Annotated in this window: 14 protein-coding genes and 1 rRNA gene; 12 read left to right on the forward strand and 3 right to left on the reverse strand. The window is 51.3% G+C overall.

From position 1 onward, the window contains the following. The first annotated feature begins 38 nt into the window (after window positions 1-38). From E2980_RS06750 to pcrA, 10 genes are all read left to right on the forward strand, one after another. On the forward strand, window positions 39-257 hold the full coding sequence (locus E2980_RS06750) for a hypothetical protein (protein ID WP_135151373.1): 219 nt from the start codon (window positions 39-41) through the stop codon (window positions 255-257). Window positions 258-410: 153 nt separating this feature from the next. Next, on the forward strand, window positions 411-1,535 hold the full coding sequence (locus E2980_RS06755; protein WP_240702913.1) for a S1C family serine protease: 1,125 nt from the start codon (window positions 411-413) through the stop codon (window positions 1,533-1,535). A gap of 33 nt (window positions 1,536-1,568) precedes the next feature. Next, window positions 1,569-3,476, forward strand: coding sequence for a stalk domain-containing protein (locus E2980_RS06760; protein WP_135151374.1), 1,908 nt, complete (start codon window positions 1,569-1,571; stop codon window positions 3,474-3,476). Window positions 3,477-3,616: 140 nt separating this feature from the next. Then, on the forward strand, window positions 3,617-6,139 hold the full coding sequence (locus E2980_RS06765) for a U32 family peptidase (RefSeq protein WP_135151375.1): 2,523 nt from the start codon (window positions 3,617-3,619) through the stop codon (window positions 6,137-6,139). Window positions 6,140-6,321: 182 nt separating this feature from the next. After that, window positions 6,322-7,683 (forward strand): UDP-glucose dehydrogenase family protein, encoded by a 1,362-nt coding sequence (locus tag E2980_RS06770; RefSeq protein ID WP_135151376.1) that lies wholly within the window; start codon window positions 6,322-6,324, stop codon window positions 7,681-7,683. A 14-nt stretch (window positions 7,684-7,697) separates the two neighbouring features. Continuing rightward, window positions 7,698-8,576: a UTP--glucose-1-phosphate uridylyltransferase GalU gene (galU, locus tag E2980_RS06775; RefSeq protein WP_135151377.1), complete on the forward strand. Its 879-nt coding sequence runs from the start codon at window positions 7,698-7,700 to the stop codon at window positions 8,574-8,576. A 147-nt stretch (window positions 8,577-8,723) separates the two neighbouring features. Next, a complete protein-coding gene (locus E2980_RS06780; protein WP_135151378.1) occupies window positions 8,724-9,383 on the forward strand; it encodes a hypothetical protein in 660 nt (219 codons plus the stop codon). Further along, entirely contained in the window at window positions 9,358-9,786 is a 429-nt protein-coding gene (locus E2980_RS24120) for a hypothetical protein (protein ID WP_167747014.1), read from the forward strand. The genes E2980_RS06780 and E2980_RS24120 overlap by 26 nt, the downstream gene beginning before the upstream one ends. 41 nt (window positions 9,787-9,827) lie before the next feature. Further along, window positions 9,828-10,547 (forward strand): heptaprenylglyceryl phosphate synthase, encoded by a 720-nt coding sequence (gene pcrB / locus E2980_RS06785; protein ID WP_135151379.1) that lies wholly within the window; start codon window positions 9,828-9,830, stop codon window positions 10,545-10,547. Further along, window positions 10,537-12,906, forward strand: coding sequence for a DNA helicase PcrA (gene pcrA, locus E2980_RS06790; RefSeq protein WP_135151380.1), 2,370 nt, complete (start codon window positions 10,537-10,539; stop codon window positions 12,904-12,906). The genes pcrB and pcrA overlap by 11 nt, the downstream gene beginning before the upstream one ends. A 60-nt stretch (window positions 12,907-12,966) precedes the next feature. On the opposite strand, the gene E2980_RS06795 is transcribed toward pcrA, so the two are convergent. Beyond that, window positions 12,967-13,341: a hypothetical protein gene (locus E2980_RS06795; RefSeq protein WP_135151381.1), complete on the reverse strand. Its 375-nt coding sequence runs from the start codon at window positions 13,339-13,341 to the stop codon at window positions 12,967-12,969. Window positions 13,342-13,513: 172 nt separating this feature from the next. Between E2980_RS06795 and ligA the strand changes: the two genes are divergently transcribed. Next, complete coding sequence (gene ligA / locus E2980_RS06800) at window positions 13,514-15,538, forward strand: NAD-dependent DNA ligase LigA (RefSeq protein WP_135151382.1); 2,025 nt, start codon at window positions 13,514-13,516, stop codon at window positions 15,536-15,538. A 329-nt stretch (window positions 15,539-15,867) separates the two neighbouring features. On the opposite strand, the gene E2980_RS06805 is transcribed toward ligA, so the two are convergent. Beyond that, complete coding sequence (locus E2980_RS06805; RefSeq protein ID WP_135151383.1) at window positions 15,868-16,170, reverse strand: hypothetical protein; 303 nt, start codon at window positions 16,168-16,170, stop codon at window positions 15,868-15,870. A 110-nt stretch (window positions 16,171-16,280) separates the two neighbouring features. Beyond that, a complete protein-coding gene (locus E2980_RS06810) occupies window positions 16,281-16,697 on the reverse strand; it encodes a DUF4395 domain-containing protein (protein WP_135151384.1) in 417 nt (138 codons plus the stop codon). Window positions 16,698-17,020: 323 nt separating this feature from the next. Between E2980_RS06810 and E2980_RS06815 the strand changes: the two genes are divergently transcribed. Continuing rightward, a 16S ribosomal RNA gene (locus tag E2980_RS06815) occupies window positions 17,021-17,242 on the forward strand; the annotation flags it as partial.

Raw genomic sequence — 17,242 nt, forward strand, 5'->3', positions numbered from 1 at the left:
AAGATGGGTTCATTAGGTCGATAAAGGAGGTCCCCTTTATGTATTTCGCTGAGACAGTACCGGTAACGGAGGCGGCTGTAGAGAGCACGTACACAAACTTCGATATCTTTATGGTTATATTCACGGTTCTCATCGCCATAGGATTGGTACGTTTGTTAATGCAAAGGCCTCGCAAAAACGTGCTGGCGATCGGATTTTCAACCGTTGCGCTTCTCGTATTTTTGATTGCCGATTACAAAATGGTTAGCGGTTGGTAAAAGAATCCATGTAACGCGAATGGGTCGAGAGCTTTTGCTCTCGGCCCTTTTTTTTTTTTAATATTCCCCTAATAACTTCAAGTTGAGGTGCCGATATAAATACATGGAAAAGATAACCTATTTTGTATTAGATGATGTTGGGAGAGAGACGAGTTGAGAAAGAGAAATCGTCGAAATTGGATGCTAGGCATCGTGATATCGGCATTTTTGGCTTTGGGCGGAACGCTGGGGGCAGCGGCTGCGGGAAATAGCGTGGCAATAGACGCCAAAGTAATTGATGGCGAAGTGTATGTGAAAGCAGCATCCCTGTTGTCCCAAATCGGAGGAACGGGTACGTATAACTCTTCAACCAAGAAATATACCTATTCGCCAAATTCGATCATACCGGATGTCATTAAGAAGGTTTCCCCCTCGGTCGTAGCCATCATCGGCAAACCCGCGGATGAGCATTCAAGCAACCGATTTTCGCTTGCTCATGGTACCGGGGTAATCGTGAAGAGCGACGGCTGGATCGTTACGAATGCCCATGTCGTCAAAGATATGGACAAGATCGTTGTCGTGACGGCGGACGGCAAAGAGTATGCGGGAACCCGCAAGCAAATCGATTACACGAGCGATCTTGCGTTGGTGAAGATTAACGCAACGAAACTGAAAATAGCCAAGTTAGCTTCAAATCCGTTTAAAGTGCAGGTAGGAGAGTCTGTTATTGCCATCGGAACACCGGTGTCATTTTCCCTTCGCAACACGGCAACGGTTGGGGTTATTAGCGGGATGAATCGTTCGGTAACGTCCGACTATAACTTGCTGCAGACGGATGCCGCCATTAATCCGGGAAATAGCGGCGGTCCGTTGGTGAATTTGAAAGGCGAGGTCGTAGGCATTAACTCCATGAAGTTCGTGGACGTCGATATTGATAGCATGGGCTTTGCGATTCCAGCCGATACCGTACAGTACGTTCTGGATCATTTCTATAAATACGGCAAGGTCAAGCGTCCATCCTTGGGCTTGGAGCTGGAGGAAAGCTGGTCGGCGGTCGTGGGACTTCCTACGGAAGAACCGATGACAGTCATAGCGGTATCCTCCGCCAATGCGGGCAAAGCGGGAGTCAAGGCAGGAGATCAACTCTATTCCGTTAACGGGAAGCAAGTAGCATCGGCCGTAGAGCTTAATGAGCTGTTGAAGGCGCATTTGCCAGGCCAAACCGTTGACGTGACTCTGTTATCCGATGGAGATTTGATTACCAAGAAGCTTGTTTTATCCGAAAGCCTAGCGAATTAAACATCATCGTAACGTCGAGGGGAGTACACAATCATGTCAGCATTCATTCGTTTAAAAGGCAAAGGTTTGGTCGCTTTATTGCTGGCGGCGGTTTTGTTCGTTCTTGCCGCCATTCCTGTTTCTTCCGCGGAAAGCGGAACCAGCCTTGAAGTTCGCGTAAAGGTTGGGAGCAATCAGATGAAAATCAACGGAGCAGCCGTTAAAGTCCAGCCTCCGTTCAAATCCGCCGGCAATGTCATGGTTCCGCTAAGCGTATTCACGAATACGAAAGGCTTCGGAGCGAAGGTGCAATTAAAGAATAATAAAATCATTACGTTAACATACGAGAAGCATATCGTAGTTCTGACCCTAGGCAGCAAATCGGCGACCATCGACGGCAAAAAAGTGACGCTGGCGGCAGCTCCGGTCAATAAACAAGGGGTTACGATGGTTCCTCTGACGATCCTCGTTAAAACCTTCGGAGCGAAACAAGCTATCGATGCCAAGACTAAAGAAATCGTCATAAAAGCGACGGTAGCTTCAGACAGTACAGGCTCTCAGTCGGGGATCGATACGGACTCCGGCAAGTCCCAAATCGGAGATAGCCATTATAAATGGTCGATGAATTATCCTACCGGACTGGTGCAAGATGTTCAATTTACTAATGGAGAATGGATATCCTTCAGCGACGTGAAGGGCGATTACTACATGGCGATCAGCATAATGGAGGCTGAAGATCCATTAGACGTCGAGGATAAACGCGACCTTATTAAAGAAAACATGGAAGATGATGAAACGATTGTCGACGTAAAAACAATTACGCGTTCTGGCGGATCGTTCGAGCGAATCGTTACGAAACAATACGATTTCTTTTACGAGTATCGGGGAATCCAAGCAAACGGTTATTTTTATACGGTCGTATTCGGCAAGCAAGCCAAGTCGGCTTCGGAATTGAACCAGCATGCCGGTCTGCTTGACAGCTTCCAACCTAAATACGATTCGTCTAACAAATCGCTTAAAGATTTGGCGCGAATAATAAATGGCAAAGTCGTGTTCGAGAATAAAGATTATGGACTGAAAATTCATCTTCCTAAAGAATGGTCCGAAGATACGGAGGATACGAATCCTTATTTTTACGGCCCAGATAGTACTTCCCTTATGTTCCAGGTGAATTCTATTAAGCCGGGGGATACGCTGGAAGATTTAATCAAGCGCAAGCTTCAATTTTATAAAGATCAGATCGTGCAGACTTATCAGAAGGATCCGATCACGACCGCTATTACGTGGAATGGTATTCCGGCGACATTAGTGGAGTATTCCTATACTTACGATAAAGAAACCTGGTGGAGCGAATACGAGGTTTACGCCATTAAGGGTAATAACAAGTATTATCTCAACTACACGTTCGAAGATAAAGACAAAGACACGGATGAGGTAAAAGGCGTTCTGGAGGAGATCCTGCATGGAATGAAGGTTGATTTCTCCGTGATCGAGAAGTCCTTTGGGGAGATCCCCGATCCGAATGATACGGCGGACTACCAAGCCTTGGTTACCAAAACGAGCAAAACGGACGAATTCAGCATAACGGTACCTAAGTATTGGACAAAGGGACTTACGGACATGGAGTCCGGGAGTATTCTGTTCTCAGGTTACGGGTTGGATATCTATATAGGGATTGACCCGGAATCATCGCTAAGTGAGCTTCAGGAGTCGATGGAAACGGGTTTTGAGATTAGAGAATATAAGGTAGATTCTAAGACGAACGTAACGTTTGCGGGCGTTAATGCGACAAAGTATGAAATATCTTCTACCTACAGCAATATGCGAATTACATCATATCTCTTCGAGAATAAAGGTAAAGTATACTTGATTCAAGGCAGCATGAACGATTTTAGCGGCACCGAGATGAATCGTAATCATTTCAATGCCGCGATAAATTCATTCCAGTTCACGAGCAAGTAAGCGGCAGACTCAGGCCGCCCTTTGGAGGGATCTTCCTCCGGAGGGCGGTTTTCCGCTTTTCTTGGCCCCTTAGCGCGGACTTTGGTATACTAGCAGGAGAAGATTGCCGCATAAAGACGCGGTTTGGAGGGTACGCACTAATGACGGACAAGAACGCCTTGAGGCGTGAAGATATTGAGTTGTTGGCACCGGCAGGGGACTGGGAATGCATGCGGGCGGCGGTCGCGAACGGAGCGGACGCTGTTTTCTTCGGCGTGGAGAAGTTTAACGCCCGGGCTCGCGCTCGCAATTTTCAAACGAATGAGCTTCCGGAGATCATGGGTTTCTTGCACAAGTACGGAGTGAAAGGTTTCCTAACCTTTAATATCCTCGTATTCGAGGACGAGCTTCCTGAGGCGCGCAAGCTTATCGAGGCTTGTATCGACGCGGGCGTGGATGCGGTTATCGTTCAGGATCTTGGCCTAGTGAAAATGATTAGGGAGATCTCGCCGGACTTCCCGATCCACGGCTCGACGCAGATGACGATCACCTCTCCCGAGGCTGTCGAGTTTACGAAGCCATTCGCTCTGGAGAGGGTCGTTCTCGGCCGGGAAAACAATCTGAAGCAAATCCAGAAGATCGGCGATCAGGCGAAGCTTCCGATGGAAGTGTTCGTGCATGGCGCTCTCTGCGTTTCCTATTCCGGACAATGCTTGACCTCCGAGGTATGGGGAGGACGTTCCGCCAATCGCGGGGAGTGCGCGCAGGCTTGCCGTTTGCCATACGATCTGATGGTGGACGGCGTGCATCAGCCGATGGGGGACATCGCTTATCTACTCTCTCCTAAGGATCTCGCAGCCATCGACATCGTTCCGGAATTAATCGAAGCAGGGGTTACCTCTTTCAAGATAGAAGGGCGTCTGAAAAGCCCCGAGTACGTGGCGAACGTCGTAAGCAAGTATGGCAAAGAGATCGACAAATACTTCGGCGGCGACGAGTCCGAGCCTTCGAAGGAAGAAGTTCGGGAGCTGCAGCAAAGCTTCTCCAGGGGATTCACGCACGGATTCCTGGACGGTACGAACAATAAGCAGCTCGTGGAAGGAACTTTCCCGAAGAGTCGGGGAGTCTACCTCGGTACCGTAGAGAAAATCCTTCGCGATGCGGTCGTCTGTCGATTGGAAGCCCCGCTTAAGCGCGGAGACGGAATTGTTTTCGATGCGGGGGATCCGACGAAAAAAGAAGAAGGCGGACGGGTGTACGACGTTCGCGACTCGGGCGTGAAGCTGGAAGGCGAAGCGGCCGAGGGCGAGCTCATCGAGATCGTTCCGGGTAGGAACGACGTGGATCTGAACCGGATCCATGAGGGAGACCGGATCTGGAAAACAAGCGATCCAGCTTTGGATAGAAGGCTCCGCAGCAGCTATGAGACGGAGAAGCCTTATCGGACGTTCCCGCTTGCCGTATCGGTGTTCGGACAAGAAGGTTTGCCATTGCGTACGATCTGGACGGATATCGGCAAAGGTACGACGGTAGCCGTGGAATCCGAAATTCCGTTGGAGCGCGCGGAAAAACGCCCGCTCGGTCAAGAAGTACTTCAAGAGCAGCTCGGCCGATTGGGCGGGACGCTTTACTATTTGGATCAGTTGGAAGTTGCTCTTAAAGGCGAAGTTATCGTTCCAATGCGCGAATTGAACCGGATGCGCCGGGAGGCAGCGGAACAGCTGGAGATCCTTCGGGAGCAGCCTCCGAAATACATTAAGCGTCAAGTGGATGAATACGCGGATTCGTTTACAGCCGATCATGACGTCTCCGTACAGCCGAGCGAAGTGGAGATGACGGCTCTCTGCCGGACGCTCGAGCAGGTAAAAGCCGTCGTCCAGACGGACATATCGCTCGTCTATGCGGACTTCGAATTCATCAAGCAGTTTCCGGACGCGATTGCCGTCTGCCGCGAAGCGGGCAAACGTATCGCGCTCGTTACCCCGCGCATTCATATGCCGGGAGAGAACGGGTATCACCGCAATATCTTGAACCTGAAGCCGGATGCCGTGCTCGTCCGCAATACGGGCGCTCTTTACTATTATTTGAAGGAACGCATGGAGAAGCCGGATGCCGAGCATCCGCTTCTGATCGGCGATTTCTCGCTGAACGTGGCGAACCATAAGACCGTTAATCTTTTCCGCGAAGCGGGGTGCGATTGGGTCACTCCATCCTATGATTTGAACATTCAGCAGATGGTCGACATGCTTCGCCGTGCCGATACCTCCCGGTTGGAGATGGTCATCCACCAGCATATGCCTATGTTCCATACGGAGCATTGCGTGTACTGCACCTTCATGAGCGAAGGAACGGATTACACCAACTGCGGACGTCCGTGCGAGGAGAAGCGGGCATCGTTGCAGGACCGGATCGGGATGTCCCATCCCGTTCGCGTAGATGAAGGATGCCGGAACACGGTGTACAACGCGATCGAGCAATCCGGCGCGGAGTACCTGAGCACGTTCATGGAGCTTGGCGTACGGTCTTACCGTGTCGAGTTCCTGGAAGAACCCGCCGACAAAGTGCGCGAGGTCCTGACGCTCTACCGCGCAGCCATCGACGGCAAGATCGGCGGTACGGAAGTATGGCGTAAGCTTAAAGCCATCAATCAACTCGGGGTCACTCGCGGTCAATTGGTGAAGTAACCGGTAAGAGGGAGCCGTTTCCTAGAGCAAGTAGGAGACGGTCTCTTTTTTATCTTGCTGCCTGCCGGATAATTTACCTCCCTCTAACACAAACATCGAAGTTCGTTTTCAATCCGGTGCTACAATCGGAACAAAGCAAATCCGCGTTATAGCGAGCGGTAGACATAGAGGAGGCGCAATCCATGAAAATGGCAATCGTAGGAGCAGGTGTCGTGGGGCTGGCTACAGGAGCGGGGTTTGCGGATCTTGGGCACTCGGTCCATTGCGTGGATATCGATACGGGGAAGATCGCTCTATTATCCCGGGGAAGCATCCCCTACCACGAACCGGGCTTGGAGGCGTTGGTCCTTCGAAATACGTCCGCCGGGCGGCTTACCTTCGGACATAATCCCTCCAAGCTTCTGAATGACGTGGAGCTTTTATTTATTACGGTCGGCACTCCCTCCGGCGACACGGGCGAGATGTCTCTTGCGGCTCTCTGGTCGGTAATCGACCAAATCGAGGCGTGGCCGGATACGGATATTAGACGAATGATTGCGATAAAGAGCACCGTTCCCGTCGGTACGGCGGAGAGAGTGGAATTGAGGCTGAGGAGTCGTCTTCCGGACAATTGCTTGGTCGACGTGGTTTCCATTCCCGAATTCATGAGGGAAGGGAGCGCGGTGCGGGACTTTTTCGAGCCTTCGCGAATCGTGATCGGAACCGCCTCGGTTGATGCGGAGGAACGGTTAACGCAGCTGCATCAAAGGTTGCCGGGTCCGATTCTGGCAACGGATCGCCGGAGCGCGGAGCTTGCGAAGCTAGCCGCGAACGCATGCCTTGCGGTAAAGATCTCCTTCGCTAACGAGATCGCCGCGCTTGCGGAACAGACGGGTGCGGATTATCCTTCCGTAGCGCATTCGCTGGGATTGGATCCGCGGATCGGTCCGCATTTTCTTGCCGCCGGACTAGGATTCGGAGGATCCTGCCTTCCAAAGGATACTCGCGCGCTCGTAAGAATGGCTGATGAGGCGGGAGCGCCGCAAACTCTTGTGGAGGCGGCCGTTCGCGCTAACGCCATGCTTCCGTTGCGTATGGTTCGCAAGCTGGAGGCAGCGCTCTCCGATCCTGGACGCCGCAGAGTTGCGCTTCTTGGCCTTGCCTTCAAGCCGGGGACGGACGACATGCGCGAAGCCCCGTCCCTGCGTCTTATCGCGGAGCTTAGCCGGCGTCATCCGGGAATTACGTTAACCGCGTACGATCCGGAAGCTAACCACGCCGCGCGCAAGCTGCTGCCATCGAGCGTAAAGATATGCGATTCCGCGGAAGAGGCTCTGAAGGGTGCCGATGCGGCGATATTAGTGACCGAGTGGCGAGAGTTTCGTCAGATTAAGGCGGACGACTTTAAAATTTGGATGAATCGCCCTATAATTATGGATGGAAGAAATGCGCTTGACGCCGCAGCGCTTAACGCGCAAGGCGTCGTATGCATTGGAGTCGGACGTTTGCCGGTCGTTCCGAATGAGTCTGCGCGGAAGTCCGGGGATCTCGTACCGAAAGTCTAGAGAGGATGCCAGTCATGAGAATTCGCAAGGCCATCATACCCGCAGCGGGAATGGGAACGCGATTCCTTCCGGCCACGAAAGCGATGCCCAAGGAAATGCTGCCGATTATCGACAAGCCCGGAATTCAATATATCGTCGAAGAAGCGGTTGCGTCGGGCATTGAAGACATTCTCATCGTAACGGGCAAAGGCAAGCGCGCCATCGAGGATCATTTCGACAGCTCTTACGAGCTCGAGCAAAGCCTGTTATCCAAAGGCAAGCTGGACCTTCTCTCGGAGGTGCAGAAGCCTTCCGATCTGATCGATATTCACTATATTCGGCAGAAGGAGCCGCGCGGGTTAGGTCACGCCATTTGGTGTGCCCGTAAGTTCATCGGCGATGAGCCGTTCGCGGTGCTTCTAGGCGACGACATTGTTCAATCCGACGATGTGCCCTGTCTCAAACAAATGATGGACGTCTATGATAAAGTCCAAGGCTCGGTGCTCGCGGTGAAAAAAGTATCTGATGACGAGGTGTCTAGATACGGAATCGTCGATCCGGATTCTTCGGGCGGCGATGGAGATCGGGTTATGAGAGTGCGCGGCGTCGTAGAGAAGCCGGCACCGGACTATGCTCCGTCCAACATTGCGATTATCGGCCGTTATATTTTAACACCGGCTATCTTCGCTATCTTAGAAAACCAGGACGTTGGCGCCGGCGGGGAAATTCAATTAACCGACGCGATCTATCGTCTGATGCGCGACGAATCGGTTTACGCCTATAAGTTCCGCGGGACCCGCTACGATACCGGCGAGAAGCTGGGTTACCTGAAGACGATCATCGACTTCGCGTTGGAGCGTCCCGACTTAAAGGACGATGTACGCGCCTATTTGATGGAGAAGCTAAAGGGTTAGCTTGTCGACAGTTTGTTTACAGCTAGTTTACATCAACTCCATTAATTGTTAATATCGTTATATATCGTACAGCGTGAAGCACACGCCGCTTGTTCCCCTAAGGGAGCAGGTGGCGTTTTTTATTTTCGGAATGAGGAGATGGGCAGAATGTTTGAGAGGCAGTTTAAGGAGTATTTCAGCGAGCAGAAGCGTTTGGCCAACCCAAGGAGATTGGAGATGTTAAACAGGAAATTAACGGGAGAGATCGAGCTGCTTAAAGAGGTGATCTATCCGGTATTAGGTTCATTCCATGGGTTGGAAATGGAGTATGAAATGATGGGTTTGACGGGAGTGAGGATATTCGGTGATTTCTTTTACGAGCCGCTTCGGATGATCATCGAATGCGAAGGCTTCGTTACCCATGCGGAGGTGATCACCCGGGACAGGTTCGACTTCGAGAAAATGAGAATCCGCACGATTGCTCAGTACGAATATAGATTCATTCCTTTTAGCTGGAATGAAATAGACAAGAAATCTGAAGTCTGCAGGCGGCAGTTGTATGCGATCATTGGCCAATATAGCAGCTCGGGCGCGGCAACCCCATATCAACTATCGGTTTACGAACGAGAAATCATTCGCTATGCGATACGGCTGAATCGCCCGTTCGACCTGGCTGATGCTTGTTACTGCTTGCAGATGGGGAGAACGACAAGTATAAAAGTACTAAAGACATTATTGGGAAAAGGTTTAATTAGACCGGTAGGGGACGCTAAACTTCGGATTCATGCCTATGAGTTAGAAGATGCTGCTAGATCATTGTTTTTATGATTTTCGCACGCAGGTTCAGATTCTGAACCTGCATCGCCTCAGCGAGTGCACGAATCGCCCGCAGGTTCAGATTCTGAACCTGCATCGCCTCAGCGAGTGCACGAATCGCCCGCAGGTTCAGAATCTGAACCTAAAGCGCCTCAGCGAGTGCACGAACTGCCCGCAGGTTCAGAATCTGAACCTGCATCGCCGCAAAGCGCGCACGTACCGCCCGCAGGTTCAGAATCTGAACCTGCATCGCCACAAAGCGCGCACGAACCGCCCGCAGGTTCAGAATCTGAACCTGCATCGCCACAAAGCGCGCACGAACCGCCCGAAGGTTCAGAATCTGAACCTTTCGCCCCTTACACCCCAACTCCCTCTCATTCCTTCTTGGAAGAAGCCTCGAATTCCTGTAGACTAAAGGGATACGAAACCTTAAATACCTACACCGATGGAGGCTATATGCTCCCTTCCTTTTACAGCAGCTGGAGACACGTGTTTAAGCTAGACCCGGAACGTCCGATAGACGACGCAACTTTAGACGCGATATGCACATCTGGCACGGACGCGATCCTTGTTGGCGGATCAAGCGGGGTTACCTTCGATAACACGGTGGATTTGATGTCGCGGATTCGCAGATACGAGGTGCCATGTGCGTTCGAGCTATCCGATCCTACTTGCGGCGTGCCGGGATTCGACGGTTATTTTATTCCAAGCGTGCTCAATACGAAGCGATCCGAATGGCTCATTGGCCATCATGTCGAAGCATTACGAGACTTCGGTCATTTGCTCCCATGGGAGTCGATCGTAGGAGAAGCTTACTTGGTTCTGAACCCGGATTCGACGGTTGCGCGCATCACCGGAGCAGAGGCGAACATCACGAGCGCGGATGCAGTCGCCTATAGCCAAGTGGCGGACAGGTTATGGAATGTGCCTGTTCTATACGTGGAATATAGTGGAGCTTTCGGCGATATGGAGATTCTTAAGCGCATTAAATCTAACTTGAAACAGGCGCATTTATTCTACGGCGGCGGAATCGATAGTCCCGAACGGGCGGCGCAAGCGGCACAAGCGGCGGACACGGTCGTCGTGGGCAACATCATCTATGAAAATCTGGATGCCGCGCTCTCTACGGTAGGCGCTGTTCATCCTTCGATAAAGGAGCAAGATCATGTTTTTTGAACGGGATAACACGAATTCGGTAGATATCGATGCCTCTATTAATAAGCTAAATCCGAAGCAGAAGGAAGCGGCGATTGCCACCAACGGCCCACTCCTCATCATGGCAGGCGCGGGGAGCGGCAAGACGCGGGTGCTGACGCACCGTATCGCGTATCTGATCTCCAAGCGTCTTGCTGCCCCTTGGAGCATTTTGGCCATTACGTTTACGAATAAAGCCGCCCGGGAAATGCAAGAGCGGGTTGCCAAGCTTATCGGCCCATCCGGCAAAGACATTTGGGTAAGCACCTTCCACTCGATGTGCGTGCGCATTCTTCGCAAGGATATCGAGCGCATTGGATTCGGCTCCAACTTCAGCATTTTGGATTCCACGGACCAACTGTCCGTTATTCGGAACGTCATGAAGGACAACAACATCGACACGAAGAAAATAGAGCCCAAAGCCGTTCAAGGGGCTATCGGAGCGGCGAAAAACGAATTAGTAACCCCGCAGCAGTATGAGCAACGCCAAGGGGATTACTTCGAATCGATCGTTGCCAAAGTGTATACGCAATATCAACGGAGACTTAAAGCTAACAACTCGCTCGACTTCGACGATTTGTTGCTTCTGACCATCCAACTGTTCAAGGACGTTCCCGAGGTGCTGGAATTTTATCAGAACAAATTCAAATACATCCATGTCGACGAGTATCAGGATACCAACAAAGCGCAATACACGTTGTGCAAAATGTTGGCGGAAAAGCATCACAATATCTGCGTAGTCGGAGACAGCGATCAGTCGATCTACCGTTGGCGCGGAGCGGACATTACGAATATTCTGAATTTCGAAGCCGATTATCCGGAAGCTCAAAGCATCTTGCTCGAGCAGAATTATCGTTCCACCTCGAATATCCTGGACGCGGCGAATGCGGTCATTAAGAACAATATAGGCCGCAAAGCGAAAAACCTCTGGACGGATCAGAACGGCGGCGACAAGATTACGGTCTATCAAGGCGATTCCGAACACGAGGAAGGTTACTTCATCGCCGGGGAGATTCGCAAGAACCGCCAGAACGCTCGGCGTTACGCCGATCATGCGATCCTATACCGGACGAACGCGCAGTCCCGGGTCGTGGAGGAAATTCTGATCAAGTCTGAGATTCCGTACCAGATCGTCGGCGGCATCAAGTTCTACGATCGCAAAGAGATCAAGGACATCCTTTCTTATTTAAGATTAGTGTCCAACCCGGATGACGATAATAGCTTGAATCGGATCGTGAACGTGCCGAAACGGGGCTTAGGCGATACGACGATGGCGAAAGTACAGGAAGAAGCGTCGCGCAAAGGCATATCCATCCTCAAACTCCTTAACGAAGGGGACGGATTGCTCGGTGACGGGTTGTACCGCTTGGACATCCAATCCCGTGCCAAGGCAGCATTATCCGAATTCCGCGATCTCATTAATAATATAAGCGCGATGGTAGAATATTTGTCCGTAACGGAATTGACCGAGAAGCTGCTTGAACTCACCGAATACCGTTTGGAGCTGCAACGGGAGAATACGCTCGAATCCAAGTCGCGGTTGGAAAATATCGAAGAGTTCCTATCGGTTACGCAGGAATTCGAGAAGCGCAACGAAGACAAGTCCCTGATCTCATTCTTGACGGAATTGGCTTTGGTCGCGGATATCGATTCAATGGATGATGACGATGAGGATGGCGGAGACGCCGTCATTCTTATGACGATGCATAGCGCCAAAGGACTGGAGTTCCCGGTCGTTTTCATCGTCGGGATGGAGGAAGGCTTGTTCCCGAGCAGTCGTTCGTTCATGGACAACGCGGAGATGGAGGAAGAGCGCAGGCTCGCTTACGTTGGAATTACAAGGGCAGAGAAGAAGCTCTATCTCACCTGTGCCCGGATGCGATTACTCTATGGTCGGACGAGTACGAACGCGCCTTCGCGCTTCCTGGAGGAAATTCCAAGCGAGTTGAAGGAAGCGGTCGAATCGGCGAGCGGGGGACGTTTCGGCTCTTACGGAGGATATAGCTCCCGACTCGGCGGCGGAAGCGGCAGCGGATTCGGAGCGCGCCCGGTATCTCCCAACGCAGGCGGAGGCGCAACGTCGGGCTTCGGAGCCCGGCCTGCCGTTAGTCCGACGAATAGCGGTTCCGTTATCCGTCCGCAGACTCCTTCCGCAGCCAAACCAGTTGGAGACGGAATGGCTATCGCTGCCGGCGATAAGGTTCAGCATGCGAAGTGGGGCGTCGGCACCGTCGTGGCCGTCAAAGGAACGGGCAACGACGCGGAATTGCAAATCGCGTTTCCGGCGCCGACCGGGGTCAAGAGGCTGCTCGCTGCCTTCGCTCCGGTGACCAAGATATAACAAAAGACCGCCAGTCATGACCGGCGGCCTTCCGCGGGCTCCAAGGAGCCCGTTTTGTATTTATTGCACGCGTGGGCTGTTATCTCCCTTATGCCCATAGCCTTGATGGTGATAGTCCGGATTGCGCAACTCCTGCAAAATATCCATATACTCGATATGCCTTTTGGTCTCGATGGTACCGATCTTATAAATGTATCGGTAAATCTCGACCATGCTATCGTTGTAACTATTTGTGGCTTTATCATGGTCCGCGGATTTATACGGAATTTGCGCCCGGATGTAAGTCTTCTCCATAGCTTTCTGTTCCCGATTCAATAGCGCGAGCAAGTGGTCGCGTTCGTCCTCCGATGCAAATACGGTAAGCTGGTCCGTCAACGAAGGCTCCTTGCCTACCATGCTTTCAGAGACGGAGACGTAATAACGTTGCTTGTCCATCTCCCTCACCTCCTAAGTTGTGTGGCTAACAATCATTAAACCGGGGTCTGGGGAGTGAAACAAGCGGCAGCTTGGAATGAGGGCTCTAAAGTCGGATTTGACACGCTTCCGGAGCTGAAATAGACTAGGGAAAAAGCCTACCATTATTTGATAAAAGCGAGGTCGATCAAGCATGGCGCAAACGGGATTTCTGGAGCGGATGCGGGAGCTCGTCGCTGAGCTCAACGCGCATAGCCATCGTTACTATACGGAAGATAATCCAACGATCAGCGATAAAGAATACGACGTGCTTTACGATGAATTGTGCCAATTGGAGGCGGAGAGCGGGACCATTTTGCCGAACTCTCCGACCCGCAGGGTTGGCGGCGATATTCTTAAGGGCTTTGAGCCGCACCGTCATCTGTCCCGGTTATGGAGCCTGGACAAAGCTCAAGATATTGAAGACCTAAAGGCTTGGACGGCGCGGGCGAATCGCCTGATTGCCGATTATAATGCCAAGAATCCGAACCGGCGGCTTCCTCCCCCGGAATACGTGGTGGAACTGAAGTTCGACGGCCTTTCGCTCAACTTAACTTATAGCGGTGGTGAGCTTACCCAATCCGCTACGAGGGGGAACGGGGAAATCGGCGAAGGGATTTTGGCGCAAGCTCGCACGATTCGTACGATTCCGTTAACGATCGATTTCGCTGGCGGGACGATTGAAGTGCAAGGAGAGGGATTTATGCGCTTATCCGTTCTCGACGAGTACAACAAGACGGCGGCCGAACCTCTCAAGAACGCGCGCAACGGTGCGGCAGGAGCGCTTCGCAATCAAGATCCTCGGGTCACGGCATCCCGTAGGCTGGATGCTTTTTTCTATAACGTCGGTTATTCTGAAGGCGTCTCTTTCGCTAATCATCGCGAGATGATGGCTTTCTTGCGCGATAACAAGTTCCCGGTTAATCCTTATATCGCTTATTTTTCATCCGCCGATGATCTTGTCGCCGAGTTGGAATCCATCGTCGAGCGGCGCAATACGCTGGATTATCTGATAGATGGTGCGGTAATCAAGCTTGCGGATATGAGGACTAGAGAGGTTCTCGGGTATACGGACAAGTTCCCGCGTTGGGCTGTCGCGTTCAAATTCGAAGCGGAAGAAACGACGACGGTATTGGAATCGGTGTCTTGGGAATTAGGCAGGACGGGCAAGGTGACTCCGCTTGCGCGAGTCGAAGCCGTTGAGCTGGCCGGCGTTACGGTACAGAATTGCACGCTTAACAACATCGGAGATATCGAACGCAAGAACTTGTCGCATGCCTTGGGTACGCGCGTATTCATCCGCCGTTCTAATGATGTTATTCCCGAGATTCTTGGCAAGGCGGACGACGAGGAAGGCGGTACGATCGAGGTTCCGACCGTTTGTCCGGGTTGCGGTTCCCCGCTCGAAATGAGAGGGGCGCATTTATTCTGCAATAACCGACTAGGCTGCAAACCGCAGATCATCGGCCGGATCACGCACTTCGCGTCCCGGGATTGCATGGACATCGAAACCTTCAGCGGGAAAACCGCGGAGCAGCTGTACGAGGAATTGAAAGTTCGCGAGCCTGCGGACTTATATAGCCTTAACTATGATGATTTGGTTAAATTACAACGATTTGGCGAGAAGAAGGCAACTAACTTACTTGCGGCGTTGGAAAAATCCAAGTCGCGAGGTCTCGCTCCTTTCCTGAATGCGTTGGGCATCCCGAATACGGGCAAGGCTACCACGAAAATGCTAGCCGACCACTTCGGGGATTTGGATCGTTTGATGGCGGCGGAAGCGGAAGAGCTGGTGGGATTACCGGATGTGGGCGGTATCGTGGCGGAGAGCATTTACGGCTATTTCCGCGATCCGCTCGTGCAAGAGAGCATCGCCCGCATGCGCGAGCTGGGCGTAAAAGCCGAAGCCGCTTCGCCTGCGGCGGCGAGCGCGGATGCAAGTCATCCGCTGTTCGGTAAAACCGTCGTGCTAACCGGAACGCTTTCGGTCATGACGCGGGACGAGGCTGCGCAGAAGCTAGAGGCCCTCGGGGCCAAAGTGTCGGGAAGCGTTTCGAAGAAAACCGACCTTGTCATTGCCGGCGAAAGCGCGGGGAGCAAGCTGACCAAAGCTCGCGATCTTGGCGTTCCGGTCCTCGAAGACGAGGCGGAGCTGGTTCGGCTGTTGGGCGGAGCGTAAAAAAGGAATTCCCAGGGGTGAATCCGAATTCGGATTCACCCCTTTTTCTGATACTGGCTGCCAACTACTTGCAGAATATGGACGAAGCTTTCCTTAGGCGGATCAATTACGCATCCGGTTTTCTTTTCCCGACGAGAAGCAGCGCGAGATTATTTGATCGTACGTGCATTCATCTTCATTTATATATTTGCATGTTTATATAGTTATATACCTTAATACAACACGTCTAATATTTTTCTGCTATCCTCCGCGTTAAGCTTAACGTAACCTCCTCCGGCAGACTCGCTAACGATTTCTGCGGTTTTTGAGTTCGATGAACGCCAGATCCCTTAAATCCTCGGTTCCGCTGATGCGAGCGGACTCGTATTGATGATTGAAATCCTTCGATCCGGATTACGGGACATAGAAACCATCATCTTGCTCTCGTCGGCCTGCTTCAGCATAAACTTGATCTCTGCAGCAATCGTCGCATCTTTAATCGTTTTGTAAATTTCGTAGTGTCTGCCTCTTATATCCGGCTTGCTTAGTTCCAGGATTAAGTTTCTGTCAGGTGTGAATTGGCTCTGCGGTATTGTTTGATTATATGCGGCGAGTATCAGACACGCTAACGCGAAAAGCAATAGGGATCGCATATCGCATCTTCCTCCTTATAGGAAAGAAGACGAAACGAAATGGAATAGGTTGCAATTAGAAACAGGGTCGCTTCCGAATGGAGGCGACCCTGTTTCTAATTGAAGCACTGTTAAGTTCTTCTAAAGCGACCTGCACGAATTTGTTTGATCCAGAAGTAAATGGTGCATCCGATGCAATAACCGAGTACCGCGGCTCCAGCTGCAAGGAGGAGCATGACAGCAAAGGCATATCCGGCTATCTGCCAATCGAAACCGAAAGAGATGAGGGCAAGAGTTAAGAAGAGGACGGCTAACGTATTATTGAATCTTTGAAGTTCGGCGGCTTGCGTCTCTCGTCCCTTATCCTTAATAAGACGCTTGGCAACGAATACGAAGAGATTCAACCGGCCTTCCGATAATAGACCCGCTAGTTGAATTACCCATAATGCGGCCAATATCCATGGTTGTTGGAAAAGCAATGAGAGGATAACGGTTAGAACGATTCCTATCTGGTTGGCTTTAACATAACGCATTGGAACTTCACGCATGCATAATCACCTCTTTATCAATATGTTTACTTGTATTTAATGTAACCGTTTGTAAGGGATATAGCAATGGGTAGTGCCGTAGTTATCATTATTAATGTAGTGAACCTACGGACATGCGTTTTCTAAGCATTATTAACTGTATTATATTTCCTGTATAAAAAGGGTTGCAATCGGGTTATAGGCTGTGATATATTATTTAAGCCGCTTCAAGAGGGCACACGATAAACAAGAAAAAAGAAACACGAATTGTTCTTTGAAAACTGAACATTGAGCGTAAGAAACAAACAAGTAAGACCAGCATTGAATGAGCCTTTTGGCTCTCTATTATGGAGAGTTTGATCCTGGCTCAGGACGAACGCTGGCGGCGTGCCTAATACATGCAAGTCGAACGAATCTAGAAGTTAGCTTGCTAACTTTTAGGTTAGTGGCGGACGGGTGAGTAACACGTAGGCAACCTGCCCCCAAGATCGGGATAACATTCGGAAACGGATGCTAAGACCGGATAAACAATTCGCCCGCATGGGCGGATTGGGAAACACGGCGCA

Origin of the sequence: Cohnella luojiensis, from assembly GCF_004564235.1 — a bacterium.
GTDB lineage: Bacteria > Bacillota > Bacilli > Paenibacillales > Paenibacillaceae > Cohnella > Cohnella luojiensis.